The organism is Stenotrophomonas sp. NRRL B-14846 (genome assembly GCF_050473585.1).
Classification (GTDB): Bacteria; Pseudomonadota; Gammaproteobacteria; order Xanthomonadales; family Xanthomonadaceae; genus Stenotrophomonas.
In genome coordinates this window covers 2,315,224-2,328,912 of the sequence record NZ_JBFLUN010000022.1, presented here as the reverse complement: position 1 = coordinate 2,328,912, position 13,689 = coordinate 2,315,224, and the positions used below count along the sequence as shown (strand labels likewise).

Genomic DNA, 13,689 nt, shown 5'->3' with positions numbered 1-13,689 from the left:
GGGCCGTGAATCCCGGATGCTTGCGCCATCGTATTCATCTGGAGATCTCGATGGGCAAGGCACTCACCTGGCGCACCCTGGCCTGCACCCTGTTGCCGATGCTGGCGGCTGCCGGTGGCGCTCAGGCGCAGAGCTATGGCTACGGCTATGACGACGACCGCTATGGTGGCCGCGATGGCAGTGGCATCGTGCGCTGCGAGTCGGTCAAGAACCGCAGCAATGAGTGCCGCCTGGACGGCCGTGCGCGGTTGATTCGCCAGCTGTCCGGTTCGCCCTGTGTGGAAGGCGAAACCTGGGGCCAGTCGCGCAATGGCGTCTGGGTCACACAGGGGTGCCGTGCCGAATTCGTGGGTGAGTACCGCCGCGGTGGTGGCTGGGGCGGCAATGGCGGCGGCTGGGGCAATGGCAATGGCAATGGGTGGGGCGGCGGCGATGTGGTCACCTGCCATTCCAATGGTCATCGCCAGGAGTACTGCGATGCCCGCATCCGCCGGGGTGTCCGCCTGATCCGCCAGGACTCGCGCAGCGCCTGCATCGAAGGCCAGAGCTGGGGCTGGGATCGCCGTGGCATCTGGGTCAGCGATGGCTGCCGGGCGCAGTTCCAGGTGAACTGAGCATTACGGGTCTGACCCGTAAAAATCAGAATAATCTGATACAGCTCACATTTTGAACGCCGTATCGTCTGCGATCAGGGCACGTTGCGTGCCCTGAATCCCAGCGGTGCCGCGTGCCCTAGCCGGCATGCGCATCGCGCCGCCATCGATACGCTGCCTCAAGGAGTGAGCTGCATGTTGATCCGCCTGCAATGCGAACAGCGCCAGTGGCGCGTGCTGCATCCGGACCGGCCGGAGCCGATCGAGTTCCGCGATGGCGCCCGTGCCTATGACTTCGCCGAAACCCTGGCCCGCCTGCACTTTGTCGACACCGGTCAGCGTGCGGCCGTGCGCGTGGAAGCCAGCGGCGCATTCGTCGAAGCGGTCAGCTACGGCTGAGCGCGGGTGCCTGCCGAGGCAGGTCTCCGGAGTTCCGCCGTCCACGCATGGCGTGGATCTACGCGTTTCGATCCTGAAGGGGGCGGACTCTGTCCGCGCCCATTGGGCTCTGTGCGGATCTACCGGCTGGTGATCGGCCTCAGCCTGCCGCGCTGAGCGGCGGGGTGCCTGCGGCCAGCTGCGGCCAGCGCTTGAGCACAGCGGCGCGGATGCCGGCCGCGTCGATGCCGGCTTCGGCCAGCAGGTCCTCGCGGCTGGCGTGGTGCTGGTAGCTGTCGGGCAGCCCCAGGTGCAGGATCGGACGCAGCACGCCTTCGGCATTGAGCAGTTCACCGACGCCGGACCCGGCACCACCGGCCACCACGTTGTCTTCGATCGTCACTAGGCCCTCGTGCTGGGCGGCCATGGCCAGCACCAGCTCGCGATCCAGTGGCTTGATGAAGCGCATGTTGACCACGCTCAGGCCCAGTTCGCGGCCGACCTGCTCAGCGGCGGCCACGGTGCTGCCGAAGGCGAGCAGGGCGATGCGGCTGCCCTGCAGGCGCAGCTCGCCCTTTCCGATCGGCAGGGTCGACAGGTCGGTACCGGCCGCAACGCCGGTGCCGGTGCCACGCGGGTAGCGCACGGCGGCCGGGCCCGGGTGCTGCAGGCCGGTGCTGAGCATCTGCCGGCACTCGGCTTCATTGGACGGTGCCATCACCACCAGGTTCGGCACGCAGCGCAGGAAGCTCAGGTCGAGGTTGCCGGCATGGGTCGCACCGTCCGGGCCGACCACACCGGCGCGATCGATCGCAAACAGCACGTCCAGGTCCTGGATCGCCACGTCGTGCACCAGCTGGTCGTACGCGCGCTGCAGGAAGGTGGAATAGATCGCCACCACCGGCTTGCCGCCCTGGGTGGCCATGCCGGCGGCGAGGGTGACCGCGTGCTGCTCGGCGATCGCCACGTCGAAGTAACGCTGCGGGTATTCCTTGCTGAAGCGCACCAGGCCGGAGCCTTCGCGCATTGCCGGGGTGATGCCGTACAGGCGCGGCTCGGCGGCGGCGGCATCGCACAGCCAGTCGCTGAATACATCGGTATAGGTCGGCTTCTTGGCCCCGGCCTTGGCCACCAGGCCTTTGTCCGGATCGAACGGGCCCACGGCGTGGTAACCGATCTGGTCGCCTTCGGCCGGCTCGTAGCCCTTGCCCTTGGTGGTCATCACATGCAGCAGCTTCGGGCCCTTGGAGGCGCGCAGCGTCTTCAACGTGGACAGCAGGGCAGGCATGTCGTGGCCGTCGATCGGGCCGGTGTAGTGGAAGCCCATTTCCTCGAACATCGTGGAGGGCACGAACATGCCCTTCCAGTGTTCTTCCCAGCGCTTTACGAAGCGCGCGGGGTTGTTCTTCTTGTCACCGAGGATCTTCTTGCCGCCTTCGCGCAGTGCGTTGAGCGTGCGGCTGCCGGTGGCGCGTCCCAGCATCTTGGTCAGGCCGCCCACGGCCTCGGAGATCGACATGTTGTTGTCGTTGAGGATCACCAGCAGGTTCGGTTCCGGCTCCATGCCGCCGGCATGCATCAGTGCTTCGAACGCCATGCCGGCGGTCATCGCGCCGTCGCCGATCACCGCCACGACCTTGCGGTCGTCGCCTTCGGACTGGCGGGCGATGGCCATGCCGAGTGCGGCCGAGATCGAGGTCGAGGAGTGGCCGACGCCGAAGGTGTCGTACTCGCTTTCCTCGCGCTTCGGGAACGGCGCGACGCCGTCCTTCTGCTTGACGGTGTGGATCTCGTCGCGGCGGCCGGTGAGGATCTTGTGCGGGTAGGTCTGATGGCCGACGTCCCAGACCAGCTGGTCGTGCGGCGTCTGGTACAGGTAGTGCAGGGCCACGGTGAGTTCGATCACGCCCAGGCCGGCGGCGAAGTGGCCGCCGCTCTTGCCCACCGATTCGATGAGGTAGGCGCGCAGTTCGTCGGCAACCGCCCTCAATTCGGGTTCGTCGAACGTGCGCAGGTCATCCGGTGTCTGGATGCGCGCGAGGCGGGGATAGCGGGCAGAGTCGATCATCATGTTCGCACTTTTTCTGAACGCCCATTTTCGCCCTCAAACGGGGGTGGGGCAAGCAAACGCCGCCGTCCGTGACAGGACGGTGAGGGTTGCATTTTCGGGCGTTCAGGTGCTCAGTTTCGACCGCTTGGGCAATTGCGCCTTCAGGAAGGCCATCTGGTCGGCCAGGATGTTGCGGTTGGACAGGATCAGGTGCTCGATCCAGCTGGGCCGGTAGGGCACTGCCAGCAGGGGCATGCCGGCCTGCTGCGGGGTGCGGTCGCTCTTGCGCGAATTGCAGTGGAAGCAGGCGGTGACCACGTTTTCCCAGCAGTCCAGCCCGCCCTTGGACAGCGGCATGACGTGGTCGCGGGTAAGCGTGGGGCGGCTGAACTGCTGGCCGCAGTACATGCACAGATGGGCGTCGCGGGCGAACAGGGCCTGGTTGGTCAGGTTCGGTGTCGGGTCGATCGCGCGGGAACGGGCATGGCCGCGGGCGGCGATGATCGGGTGCAGGTCCATGCCGCTCTGCAGGCCGCTGAAGCGGTTGGTGCCGCCATGGATGTGCAGGCAGGGATCGCCGAGCGTCCAGGCCACCGCTTCGCGTGCGTAGAGGCACGCCGCGTCCTGCCAGGTGATCCAGTCCAGTACGCGTCCGTGGGCATCAAGCGAGAGCAGCCGGACCGAACCGGGGCGATGCAGCGTCGTGGCGTTGGGCGATGCTTCGGCGCCCGGAGCAGAAAACGGAGCTCCGGCTTCGATCAGACCCAAGCGTGTAGTGTCTGTCTCCATCGGGAGAACAGCTTATACCTGAATGTTGACGATTTGTGTATCGCCTGTCGGCGATACGCAAAACGCAACGATTCAGGTCCGCGCATTCTGCATCCCAGCCCGCCGTCGGCGGGTTGGGATGCCCACGCATTTCTCCTATCCCCTGCGCCGTTGGCGCGCCCCCCCTTAACAAAGGGGGGCTCTTCTCCAGAGAGATCCCGGTGGTTTCCATCCACGCGTGGCGTGGATCTGCCATGTCGACCAAGGTCGACACCTTCCATCAGCCGAGTGAACCTGTCAGAGGCCGGGCGGTGTGGGGTGGCAGGACCGTTGGCGCCATGGATGGCGCCATCGAGCCCCCATGGATGGGTTTACGGCGTGTCCTGCCAGCCCACGCCGCCCAGCCATTCATCGGGATGCAGCTGTTGCTGTTGCGGTTGCCGGCCAGCGGCCGGCACTACCGCGGGTGCCGGGCGCAGCCCGGCTCAGGCGCCGAAGCGCTCGTCGTCCATGGCCATCAGCGGGGCGGCGCCGGCCTGGATCGCGGCGGCGTGGCTGAGCGTGCGCGGCAGCACGCGGGCGAAGTAGAACCGTGCGGTCTCGCGCTTGCCCTGGGCGAAGGCGGCGCCGTGCGCGCTGGCGTCGGCGGCGGCGACGCTGCGGGCCCACCAGTAGGCCAGCACCACGTAACCCGAATAGAACAGGTAGTCGTAGCTGGCCGCACCCAGTTCGTCGGGGTTGGCGGCCGCGCGCTGCAGTACGTCCAGGGTCAGCTTGCCCCATTCGGCGGCCTTGGCGCGCAGCGGGCCGATGAACTCGGCCAGCGCTTCGTTGCCCTCGTTCGCCTTGGCGAAGGCTTCGATCTCGGCCAGCATCAGCTTCAGGCCGGCGCCCTGGCTGGACGCGGTCTTGCGGCCGATCAGGTCCAGCGCCTGGATGCCGGTGGTGCCTTCATACAGCGTGGTGATGCGTGCATCGCGGGCCAGCTGCTCCATGCCGTGTTCGCGGATGTAGCCGTGTCCACCGAAGCACTGCAGGGCGTTGTAGGTGTTCTCGATGCCCCATTCGGTCTGGCAGGCCTTGGAGATCGGGGTCAGGAAGCTCACCAGGGTGTCGGCGCGCTCGCGCTCGGCGGCATCCTCGGCGTGGTGGGCGACGTCGATCAGGGTGGCCGCGTGCAGGGCCAGCAGGCGGCTGCCTTCGACCAGCGACTTCACCGTCAGCAGCATGCGGCGCACATCCGGGTGGACCAGGATCGGGTCGGCCGGCTTGTCCGGGAACCTGGCGCCGCTGAGGGCGCGCGACTGCAGGCGCTCACGGCTGTACTTCAGTGCGTTCTGGTAGGCGCGCTCGGACAGGCCGATGCCCTGCAGGCCAACGCCCAGACGCGCGGTGTTCATCATGGTGAACATCGCCTGCAGGCCCTTGTGCGGCTGGCCGACGAGGTAGCCCTGCGCACCATCGAAGTTCATCACGCAGGTGACCGACCCCTTGATGCCCATCTTGTGCTCGATCGAGCCGCAGCGCAGTGCGTTGCGCTCGCCGACGTTGCCCTCGCGGTCGACCTTGAACTTCGGGGTGACGAACAGCGAGATGCCCTTGGCGCCCGGAGGGGCGTCGGGCAGCTTGGCCAGCACCAGGTGCACGATGTTGCCGGTCAGGTCGTGCTCGCCGGCGGTGATGAAGATCTTGGTGCCGGTGATCGAGTAGCTGCCATCAGCGTTCGGCTCGGCCTTGGTCTTGAGCAGGCCCAGGTCGGTGCCGCAGTGCGGTTCGGTCAGGCACATGGTGCCGGTCCAGCGGCCCTCGATCAGCGGCTTGAGGAAGGCCTCGTGCTGCCAGGCCTCGCCGTGCTGCTTCAGCGCTTCGATGGCGCCGTGCGAGAGCAGCGGGAAGTTGCCCCACGCCAGGTTGGCGGCGTTGATCATTTCGTTGAGCGGCACACCCAGGGTGTGCGGCAGGCCCTGGCCGCCCAGCTCCGGCGAGGCGGTCAGGCCGGTCCAGCCGCCATCGACGAACTGGTCGTAGGCCTGCTTGAAACCGGGCGGGGTGGTCACTTCACCGGTGGCCTGGTCGAGTACGCAGCCGATCTCGTCGCCGACGCTGTTGAGCGGGGCCAGCACGGTGGCGCTGAAGCGGCCGGCTTCTTCCAGCACGGCATCGACCACGTCGGCGGTGGCGTCGGTGAAGCCCAGGCGGGCGAACAGGGGTTCGACCTTGAGCACGTCGTGCAGGGCGAAACGGAGGTCGGAAAGCGGGGCGGTGTAGCTGCTCATCGGTACGTCTCGATTTGATCAGGGCAGGGGAGAGCGGCGCCGGGCGCCGCGACGAAAGGCGGGTTCAGCGCAGCACGCCGGGCAGGCCGGGGGCCTGGTTGAGGGTGCTGCGGCTGCTGATGTCGAAGCTGCGCTGCTTCTTTTCCTGCGGCGTGGCCGCCACCGTTCCCTTCAGGCTGTAGGCCAGGGTGCGGTTGCTGGCCAGTGCGTCGGCCACCACCAGGCGCGCGGCCGAGCTGGGCACGAGGTCGACATTGATGACGTCGGCGGAGGTGCCGCCGATGGAGATGCCGGGCTTGACCTGCAGGGTGCCGGCGTCGTTGTCGCCGACGGTCAGCGCCAGCGAGACGTCATCGAAGGTCATCGGCATCGAGCTGAAGTTCTGCAGGCGCAGGGCCACGGTCCAGTTGCCGTCGGCGCGCACGGTCAGCTGCTGCAGGCTGGCCGCCGGTTCCGAAACACGCTTGACGATGCCGTTGTTGCAGGCAACAAGGGCGAGGGTGCACAGGACGATCAAGGCGGTACGGAAACGGTGGAGCATGGGCGCAAGTCCTCTGGAGGGGGTGCGTTGGGGTAAGCATACTACGGCGTATGGTTTTGTGGATCGCCTGTGGCGACCCGTCGCAGAGGGTAGCGCGTGAAGATGGCGGCCGGGCGTGCGCAACGCTGGATCGGGCACGCCGGATGCCCCCGATGCGGGGCGGTTCAGTCGGCGGGCGTATCGCGCAACGGTGCCATCAGCCGCAGCGGGCCGAGGTCGTAGCCCATGGCCTCGGCCTTGGCTTTCAGCTGTTCGAACCGGGCGCGATCCATTTCCGGCAGTCGCGAGAGGATCCATAGGTACTTGCGGTCCGGTTCACCAACCAGCGCCCATTGATAGTCCGGGTCCAGCGCCAGCACCCAGTAGTCGGCCCAGACCAGGGGGACCCAGCTCAGCCAGTCGGGCACGAAGCGCACCTGCAGCTGCCCGGGGTGTCCGGCCACCGGGCGTGCCACGCCTTCGGCGACCACGCGTTCGCCCTCGCCATTGCGGCAGGCATTGGTGACGCTGATGCGGCCGTCGCGGCGCAGCCCGTAGTTAGCGGTGATCTCGCCAACGCACTGCTTCTGGAACGACACCGGCAGGTGCGCGATTTCGTGCCACTGGCCTGCGTAGCGGTCGATGTCCAGCGTGTCGACTGCGCGCACCGGTTCGGCGGCGATCACCGGGGAGGCGGCCAGCAGCAGGCAGGCGAGCAGGGCGGGGCGCAGAGGCATCGGCGGGCTCCAGGCAGGAGTCTGGAGCGTAGGTGCCGCCGCGCATGCCGGTGTAAATGTTTCGTCAACCGGGCGGCGGTGGATGCCGCTTGCGCGGAGCGCGAATAAAAAAAGACCTGCATTTCTGCAGGTCTCTGAAGATGGTGGCCGAAGACGGAATCGAACCGCCGACACGGGGATTTTCAATCCCCTGCTCTACCAACTGAGCTACTCGGCCAAATTGTGTGGCGACCGCGGTGAATGCGGTTTCCGGAAAAAAAAGACCCGCATTTCTGCAGGCCTTCGAAAGTGGTGGCCGAAGACGGAATCGAACCGCCGACACGGGGATTTTCAATCCCCTGCTCTACCAACTGAGCTACTCGGCCACATGTTTCGTTGCAGCGAGGTCGCTGCCAAGGACGCGTATATTACGGAGGTCGGCTGCCTTCGGCAAGCGTTTTGCCAAGATTTCTTCACATTGCCGTCTGCGCGCTCGCAAGTGCTTGATCCTCCGTCGTGGGGCGGGGCGTGGCCAGTCGATCATCGTCTGCGGTGGAAATCAGCAGATCGCCGCGATCGCCAAAGCTGCAAGGGCAAGGGCTGCGCTGGACCCGCGCCGGTCCGGGCAATGGAACGCTGTTTTCGTGGCCGCCATCGGGGATGGCGGCGGCGTAGTGTCGGCAGTCCTTTCCTGATGCTGGCAACAGCAGAGACCTGGCCATGTCCGATCCCTCCACCACCTCACGCATCGTGCTTGCGTCGCGTCCGCAGGGGGCGCCAAGTGCAGCCAACTTCCGCCTGGAGCAGGTTGCGTTGCCGGCATTGGCGGATGGCGAAGTGCTGCTGCGCAACCGCTACCTGTCGCTGGACCCGTACATGCGTGGACGCATGGACGAGGGCCCGTCGTATGCCGCGCCGGTGGCGGTAGGGGCGGTGATGGAAGGCCAGACCGTGGCCGAAGTGCTGCGATCCAACGCCGACGGTGTGACGGTGGGAGAGCTGGTGCTGGCGCCGGGTGGCTGGCAGACCCACGCGGTGCTGCCGGCCAAGGCGCTGGGGCGTCGTCTGGATCCGGCCGGACTGCCGCTGAGTACGGCGCTGGGGGTGTATGGCATGCCGGGTTTCACCGCCTATTCCAGCCTGCATGAAATCGCACGCCTGAAGCCGGGCGAGACGCTGGTGGTGGCTGCCGCGACCGGGCCGGTGGGCGCGACCGTGGCCCAACTGGCCAAGCTGCAGGGCGCGCGCGTGGTCGCCATCGCCGGTGGCGAGGCCAAGCGTGCCTATCTGCAGACGCTGGGCGTGGACGTGGCGCTGGATCATCGCGCCGCTGATTTCGCCGCCCAGCTGCGCGCGGCGGTGCCCACGGGTATCGACGTGTATTTCGAGAACGTGGGCGGGCACGTGCTGGATGCAGTGCTGCCGCTGCTCAACGACTTCGCCCGCATTCCGGTGTGCGGCACCATCGCCACCTACAACGAGCGCGGCGTTGAGCAGCCTGGCCCGGACCGGTTGCCGGCACTGTTCAGCCAGATCCTGCGCCAGCGCCTGACCGTGCGTGGTTTCATCGTGCACGACTTCAACCACCTGTGGCCGGACTTCGAACGCGAGATGCCGCAATGGCTGCGCGAAGGCCGCATCCAGTACCGCGAGGATGTGGTGGAGGGGCTGGAGAAGGCGCCGGAGGCGTTCTTCGGGCTGCTGAAGGGGCACAACTTCGGCAAGCTGGTGGTGACGCTGGATTGAGGGCCTGGCGGCGTGCCGACCAAGGTCGGCACCCACGTCAGGCAGTCGAGGCCTTTTCCCGGCGCAGCAGTTCGCGCTTGCGTGCCACGCCCCACGCATAGCCGGACAGGTCGCCATCGCGGCGCACCACGCGGTGGCAGGGCACGGCCACTGCCAGAGGATTGCTTGCGCAGGCACGTGCCACCGCGCGGCTCGATCGGGGCGCGCCGATGCGCGCGGCGATATCGGCATACGAGGCAGTGTGCCCGCGCGGGATCTGCTGCAGCGCCTGCCACACCCGCTGCTGGAACGCGGTGCCGCGGATGTCCAGCGGCAGCGTGGTGCCCCGCGTGGGATCCTCGACCAGGCCCACCACCTGCGCTACCAGTTGTTCATAGCCGCTGTCGGCGCCAACCAGTTCGGCCTGGCGGAAGCGCTGCTGCAGCGACTGCAGCAGCGTCTCCGGATCATCGCCGAGCAGGATCGCGACCACGCCGGTACCGCTGCTGGCCACCAGCACGCTGCCCAACGAGCTTTCAGCGATGGCGAAGTGGATGACTTCGCCGCGGCCACCTGCGCGCCATTGCTTGGGCGTCATGCCCAGCAACTTCGGTGCGTTCTCGTAGAAGCGCCCGCTGGAACCGAAGCCAGCATCGTGGAAGGCATCGGTGATGCGCTCCTGGTGTTCCAGGCCGGTGCGCAGGCGGTCGGCGCGCAGCGCGGCGGCGTACTGCTTTGGGGTCAGCCCGGTCGCCTGCTTGAACAGGCGATGCAGGCGCGTCGGGCTGCAGCCGGCGATCGCGGCCAGTTCCTGTAGCGAGGGTTCGTCGAGGCTGGTCTGAAGGTGGCGGCAGACGCGTTCGACGCGGGCATCGAGGGCGGTGGTGGCGGTACTGTCCATGGCCGGATTCTGGCACGTGCCGGTGCTGCGGAAACTCCGTTTCCTGCACCCATCTGTGAGGCCCGGAAACGGAGTGTTGGTGGGCCGAAGGCGCGGCATCGTGGCGGCCACTTCACAACCGGTACCACGACCATGCGCCTGAACAACAAGATCGCTCTCATCACCGGTGCCAGCGCCGGCATTGGCCGCGCCAGCGCCCTGCGCTTTGCCGCCGAAGGCGCAAAACTGGTGCTCAACGCGCGGCGGCTGGAGCCGCTGCAGGCGCTGGCCGAGCAGATTCGCGCCGCCGGTGGCGAAGTGGTGGTGCATGCTGCCGACGTGGCCGCCCCGGGCACGGCGCAGGCGCTGGTCGATCTGGCCCAGCAGTCCTTCGGTGGCCTGGACATCGCGCTCAACAACGCCGGCATGCTCGGCCCCGGTGTACCGGCGGCGGAGTTCCCGGTGGACGCCTGGCGCGAAGTGATGGCCACCAATCTGGACGCCGCCTTCCATGCTTCACGCGCGCAGCTGCCGGCATTGCTGGCACGTGGCGGCGGCTCACTGGTGTTCGTCGGCACCTTCGTCGGCCATACCGTGGGATTCCCGGGCATGGCGGCCTATGCGTCGAGCAAGGCCGGGCTGATCGGCCTGAGCCAGGTGATCGCCGCCGAGTACGGGGCGCGTGGCGTGCGCAGCAACGTGCTGCTGCCCGGTGGTACCGATACCGAGATGGGCCGGCAAGCGGCACCGACCGGCGATGCCCGCGACTTCGTGCGCTCGCTGCATGCGCTCAAGCGCCTCGCCGAGCCGGAGGAGATCGCCAATGCGGCGTTGTTCCTGGCCAGCGATGAAAGCAGTTTCGTTACCGGCAGCGCGATGCGCGTGGAGGGTGGGGTGTCGATCACCCGTACCTGAGTGGGGTCACGTGCGTGGGGAGTAGCGGATGCCGCTGCTGGCCATGAAGCCTTTCGGGTCGAACCGGGCCCAGGCCTCGCCCCAGCCGAAGCGGGCGTGGCCGCCGGCCAGTTTGCGCCCGAGTGCCGTAGCCAAGGTGCGGCGCATGAAAGCGACTTCGGCATCGATTGCTGCCTGGGTCGGCCAGCCGTCTTCCAGTGTTGCACCGGGCAGATCGACGCTCATCGTCACCATGTCGAGCCGTTGCCCGTGGAAGCACAGGCTGATGCCAGCGGGCGCACCGCCCAAGCTGAGCCGGTGCAGGCTCAGCCAGTGGTAGCCGGTGCCGACATCGCGCTCGTCACGCACCAGCGCGGCAAAGGCGACACGCGCTTCATCCCGAGACAGGGTGGGGCCGATCAGCGTCGGCAGGTTGCCGAGCTGGATGCTGCCGTCGGTCGGATTGAAGTTCATCGGCACGAATGACGCGAGGCGCTTGGACGTTGAGGGCATGGCGTACCGATATGCGGTTTGCATCGGGTTCTGGATGTACCTCGTCGATGGCTGCAAGCCGCTGGCTGCACACCGTGTTCGCGCCGGACTGACCTGCGGCTTACCCGTTGCGTTCTAGCGTGGCGTCAGCGCCGGACTCCACCGGCGAAGGAGTGTTCAATGAGTAAGCGAGACAACGACCACGGCGATCCGAAGCAGGGTGTGCAGGAAAGCCGCCAGGACAGGAAGCAGGACGACGTGGCCAGGCAGCGGCCAGGCCAGCGCGATCAACAGGTGCGTGATGCGCACTCGCGCAGCCCGCAGCGCAAGGACGGCGGCGAGGAGCCGGCCTGAGGCGGAACCCGGAAAAGAAAAAACCCGCAGATCGCGGAGATCTACGGGTTCTTCTGAATAGTGGTGGAGCCAAGGAGGATCGAACTCCTGACCTCGTCATTGCGAACGACGCGCTCTCCCAGCTGAGCTATGGCCCCACGGCAGGGTTTCAGTGTAGCGCTGCCTGCCGGGCTTGCCAAGCGCCGCGCCGGGACGGCGGCAGGCATGCATCTGCCGCCGTCCCCAGCCGGTTCAGGCCAGGGCCTGGCGCAGCAGGGCGCCCGCGCGCTGAACCGCCATGCCGGTGGAAGCCGCCACTCCCTGCAGGTGGATGCAGGCGTGGATCATTCCGGACAGCCGCTCCAGCGTGCAGTCGATGCCCGCCGCCTGCAGGCGATGCGCGTACCGTTCGGCCTCGTCGCGCAGCGGATCGTGTTCGCAGCTGAGCACGGAGGCTGGCGCCAGCCCCTGCAGGTTGGTGGCGTGGGCGGGCGAGGCCAGTGCCGGCGGCTGATCCCGACCACCCAGATAGGCCTGCCAGCAGCGCAGCATCAGTTCGGCGCTGAGATAGTAGCCAGTGGCGTAGTCGCGGTAGGAATCGCTGCCCATGCCGGCATCCAATGCCGGGTACAGCAGCAGCTGGTGGCGCGGTTGCGGCAGGCCCCGTTCGCGCAGCAGCAGGCAGCAGGCGGCGGCGAGATTGCCACCGGCGCTGTCGCCACCGATTGCCAGGCGCTGTGGGTCCAGGCCGAGGCGATCTGCATTGGCCTGCAACCACCGCCAGGCGTCGGCGACGTCATGCAGTGGAACCGGGAACGGGTGTTCCGGCGCCAGCCGGTAGCCCACGGCGACAATCACGCAGCCGCTGGCATTGGCCAGCGCACGGCAGGGACCGTCGTAGACCGCCAGCGAGCACTGGAACCAGCCGCCACCGTGGGCGAACAGCAGGGCCGGCGCTCGTTCGTCGGGCAATCCTTCCGGTGTGTAAAGACGGACGACCAGCGCATGCCCGTCGCGTGCGATCACCGTGTGCTCGATCACATGCGCAACCGCCTGTGGCGCACCCTGCAACTGTGGCAGCGCGCCCTCGCTGATCGCCCGCAGTTCGCGCAGGTCCTCCGGCAGCGGATGGGCCGCGACGGCGTCGACGAACTGCTGCAGCGCAGGTTCAAGCTGCATGGCGTGCCTCCTGCAGGAACGGCAGCAGCTGTGCAAGGAACGCCTGCGGCGCTTCTTCCATGATGAAGTGGCCGCAACCCGGCACGATGCTGCCGCGGACATCATCGGCATGCGGCTGCAGGGTCAGCATCGGCGCATCGCCGGTGGCGTGCTCGGCGCCGATCGCCAGCACCGGCATCGGCAGCCGGCGCTGCGCGCGCAGCTTGTTCTGGCGGATCGTTTCCGGAATCGCACGGTACCAGGCGAAGCCCGCCCTCAGCGCACCGGGGCGGCTGTAGGCGGCGATGTAGGTATCGGCCGCCACCGCATCGCGCCGGTACGACCAGCGATCAAACATGAATTCCAGGTAGGCGCGCTCGCGACCGGTGATGAGCGCCTCGGGCAGGTCGGCCACCTGGTTGAACATGAAGTGCCAGAGGAAGATGTTGTCGGCCGGTGCAGCAAAGATGCCGGGTTCCGGCGCCAGGCCGGGAATCACCGCTTCGGTGACGGCCAGCTGGCGCACGGCCTGCGGTTGGTCGCTGGCCAGTGCATAGGCGATCCACATGCCGATGTCATGCCCGACCACCTGGTAGCGGTCGTGGCCCAGCGCCAGCATGGTCTGGTGCAGCACGGCGGCGGCACTGCCGGTGTCGTAGCCGTGGGCGGGGCGATCGGATTCGCCGATGCCTGGTGGATCCACGGCAATCGCTTCGAAGCCGGCCTCGGCCAGCGCGTGCAGCACGTGGCGCCAGGCGTACCAGGTCTGCGGCCAGCCGGGAATCAGCAGCACCGGTTCACCGTGGCCCGCGGACACGCAATGCACGCGCTGGCCATCGATGCGCAGGTAGTGGTGGCGCAGCGAAGCGTCGCCGGCAGCGCCAGCGGAAAGGGAAGTGGTCATGG

General features: G+C 67.5%; 14 protein-coding genes and 3 tRNA genes. 5 read left to right on the top strand and 12 right to left on the bottom strand.

Annotation, left to right across the window (positions count from 1 at the left end):
• The first annotated feature begins 50 nt into the window (after positions 1-50).
• Both AB1281_RS12990 and AB1281_RS12985 read left to right on the top strand, forming a co-directional pair.
• Positions 51-614 carry a DUF3011 domain-containing protein gene (locus AB1281_RS12990; protein WP_032956176.1) on the top strand — a complete coding sequence of 188 codons (564 nt, stop codon included), beginning with the start codon at positions 51-53 and terminating at the stop codon, positions 612-614.
• A 174-nt stretch (positions 615-788) separates the two neighbouring features.
• Positions 789-992 carry a hypothetical protein gene (locus tag AB1281_RS12985; RefSeq protein ID WP_005417823.1) on the top strand — a complete coding sequence of 68 codons (204 nt, stop codon included), beginning with the start codon at positions 789-791 and terminating at the stop codon, positions 990-992.
• A gap of 139 nt (positions 993-1,131) precedes the next feature.
• On the opposite strand, the gene dxs is transcribed toward AB1281_RS12985, so the two are convergent.
• The 7 genes from dxs to AB1281_RS12950 form a co-directional block, all read right to left on the bottom strand.
• Positions 1,132-3,039, bottom strand: coding sequence for a 1-deoxy-D-xylulose-5-phosphate synthase (gene dxs, locus AB1281_RS12980; protein ID WP_430346105.1), 1,908 nt, complete (start codon positions 3,037-3,039; stop codon positions 1,132-1,134).
• Between the two features lie 105 nt (positions 3,040-3,144).
• The gene (locus AB1281_RS12975) at positions 3,145-3,810 is read right to left on the bottom strand and encodes an HNH endonuclease (RefSeq protein WP_032956174.1); all 666 of its coding nucleotides are present in this window, start codon (positions 3,808-3,810) and stop codon (positions 3,145-3,147) included.
• A 464-nt stretch (positions 3,811-4,274) separates the two neighbouring features.
• A complete protein-coding gene (locus AB1281_RS12970) occupies positions 4,275-6,065 on the bottom strand; it encodes an acyl-CoA dehydrogenase C-terminal domain-containing protein (protein ID WP_164138836.1) in 1,791 nt (596 codons plus the stop codon).
• A gap of 64 nt (positions 6,066-6,129) precedes the next feature.
• Positions 6,130-6,606: an LEA type 2 family protein gene (locus AB1281_RS12965; RefSeq protein ID WP_164116757.1), complete on the bottom strand. Its 477-nt coding sequence runs from the start codon at positions 6,604-6,606 to the stop codon at positions 6,130-6,132.
• Positions 6,607-6,770: 164 nt separating this feature from the next.
• Positions 6,771-7,322, bottom strand: a complete 552-nt coding sequence (locus AB1281_RS12960; RefSeq protein ID WP_075677181.1) for a lipocalin family protein — start codon at positions 7,320-7,322, stop codon at positions 6,771-6,773.
• A 141-nt stretch (positions 7,323-7,463) separates the two neighbouring features.
• Positions 7,464-7,539 (bottom strand) — tRNA-Phe (locus AB1281_RS12955).
• 72 nt (positions 7,540-7,611) lie between these two features.
• Positions 7,612-7,687: transfer RNA gene (locus AB1281_RS12950), tRNA-Phe, on the bottom strand.
• A gap of 334 nt (positions 7,688-8,021) precedes the next feature.
• Between AB1281_RS12950 and AB1281_RS12945 the strand changes: the two genes are divergently transcribed.
• Entirely contained in the window at positions 8,022-9,047 is a 1,026-nt protein-coding gene (locus AB1281_RS12945; RefSeq protein WP_430346104.1) for an NADP-dependent oxidoreductase, read from the top strand.
• A 37-nt stretch (positions 9,048-9,084) separates the two neighbouring features.
• Here AB1281_RS12945 and AB1281_RS12940 read toward each other — a convergent pair whose 3' ends face one another.
• Positions 9,085-9,927 carry a bifunctional transcriptional activator/DNA repair enzyme AdaA gene (locus AB1281_RS12940; protein WP_430346103.1) on the bottom strand — a complete coding sequence of 281 codons (843 nt, stop codon included), beginning with the start codon at positions 9,925-9,927 and terminating at the stop codon, positions 9,085-9,087.
• 132 nt (positions 9,928-10,059) lie between these two features.
• Here AB1281_RS12940 and AB1281_RS12935 point away from each other — a divergent pair, with 132 nt between their 5' ends.
• Positions 10,060-10,821 carry an SDR family oxidoreductase gene (locus AB1281_RS12935; protein ID WP_164116763.1) on the top strand — a complete coding sequence of 254 codons (762 nt, stop codon included), beginning with the start codon at positions 10,060-10,062 and terminating at the stop codon, positions 10,819-10,821.
• A gap of 6 nt (positions 10,822-10,827) precedes the next feature.
• On the opposite strand, the gene AB1281_RS12930 is transcribed toward AB1281_RS12935, so the two are convergent.
• A complete protein-coding gene (locus AB1281_RS12930) occupies positions 10,828-11,313 on the bottom strand; it encodes a hypothetical protein (RefSeq protein WP_430347002.1) in 486 nt (161 codons plus the stop codon).
• A gap of 159 nt (positions 11,314-11,472) precedes the next feature.
• Here AB1281_RS12930 and AB1281_RS12925 point away from each other — a divergent pair, with 159 nt between their 5' ends.
• Positions 11,473-11,646, top strand: coding sequence for a hypothetical protein (locus tag AB1281_RS12925; RefSeq protein WP_430346102.1), 174 nt, complete (start codon positions 11,473-11,475; stop codon positions 11,644-11,646).
• Between the two features lie 61 nt (positions 11,647-11,707).
• On the opposite strand, the gene AB1281_RS12920 is transcribed toward AB1281_RS12925, so the two are convergent.
• From AB1281_RS12920 to AB1281_RS12910, 3 genes are all read right to left on the bottom strand, one after another.
• A tRNA-Ala gene (locus AB1281_RS12920) sits at positions 11,708-11,783 on the bottom strand.
• Positions 11,784-11,877: 94 nt separating this feature from the next.
• Positions 11,878-12,804 (bottom strand): alpha/beta hydrolase, encoded by a 927-nt coding sequence (locus AB1281_RS12915; protein ID WP_430346101.1) that lies wholly within the window; start codon positions 12,802-12,804, stop codon positions 11,878-11,880.
• Entirely contained in the window at positions 12,794-13,687 is an 894-nt protein-coding gene (locus AB1281_RS12910) for an alpha/beta fold hydrolase (RefSeq protein WP_430346100.1), read from the bottom strand. The genes AB1281_RS12915 and AB1281_RS12910 overlap by 11 nt, the downstream gene beginning before the upstream one ends.
• Positions 13,688-13,689 lie beyond the last annotated feature (2 nt).

Coding starts and splice junctions, on each gene's coding strand:
- AB1281_RS12985 (WP_005417823.1), top strand. CDS start 789: ATGTTGATCCGCCTGCAATGCGAACAGCGCCAGTGGCGCGTGCTGCAT.
- AB1281_RS12925 (WP_430346102.1), top strand. CDS start 11,473: ATGAGTAAGCGAGACAACGACCACGGCGATCCGAAGCAGGGTGTGCAG.
- AB1281_RS12930 (WP_430347002.1), bottom strand. CDS start 11,313: ATGCCCTCAACGTCCAAGCGCCTCGCGTCATTCGTGCCGATGAACTTC.
- AB1281_RS12935 (WP_164116763.1), top strand. CDS start 10,060: ATGCGCCTGAACAACAAGATCGCTCTCATCACCGGTGCCAGCGCCGGC.
- AB1281_RS12915 (WP_430346101.1), bottom strand. CDS start 12,804: ATGCAGCTTGAACCTGCGCTGCAGCAGTTCGTCGACGCCGTCGCGGCC.
- AB1281_RS12960 (WP_075677181.1), bottom strand. CDS start 7,322: ATGCCTCTGCGCCCCGCCCTGCTCGCCTGCCTGCTGCTGGCCGCCTCC.
- dxs (WP_430346105.1), bottom strand. CDS start 3,039: ATGATCGACTCTGCCCGCTATCCCCGCCTCGCGCGCATCCAGACACCG.
- AB1281_RS12965 (WP_164116757.1), bottom strand. CDS start 6,606: ATGCTCCACCGTTTCCGTACCGCCTTGATCGTCCTGTGCACCCTCGCC.
- AB1281_RS12975 (WP_032956174.1), bottom strand. CDS start 3,810: ATGGAGACAGACACTACACGCTTGGGTCTGATCGAAGCCGGAGCTCCG.
- AB1281_RS12970 (WP_164138836.1), bottom strand. CDS start 6,065: ATGAGCAGCTACACCGCCCCGCTTTCCGACCTCCGTTTCGCCCTGCAC.
- AB1281_RS12990 (WP_032956176.1), top strand. CDS start 51: ATGGGCAAGGCACTCACCTGGCGCACCCTGGCCTGCACCCTGTTGCCG.
- AB1281_RS12910 (WP_430346100.1), bottom strand. CDS start 13,687: ATGACCACTTCCCTTTCCGCTGGCGCTGCCGGCGACGCTTCGCTGCGC.
- AB1281_RS12945 (WP_430346104.1), top strand. CDS start 8,022: ATGTCCGATCCCTCCACCACCTCACGCATCGTGCTTGCGTCGCGTCCG.
- AB1281_RS12940 (WP_430346103.1), bottom strand. CDS start 9,927: ATGGACAGTACCGCCACCACCGCCCTCGATGCCCGCGTCGAACGCGTC.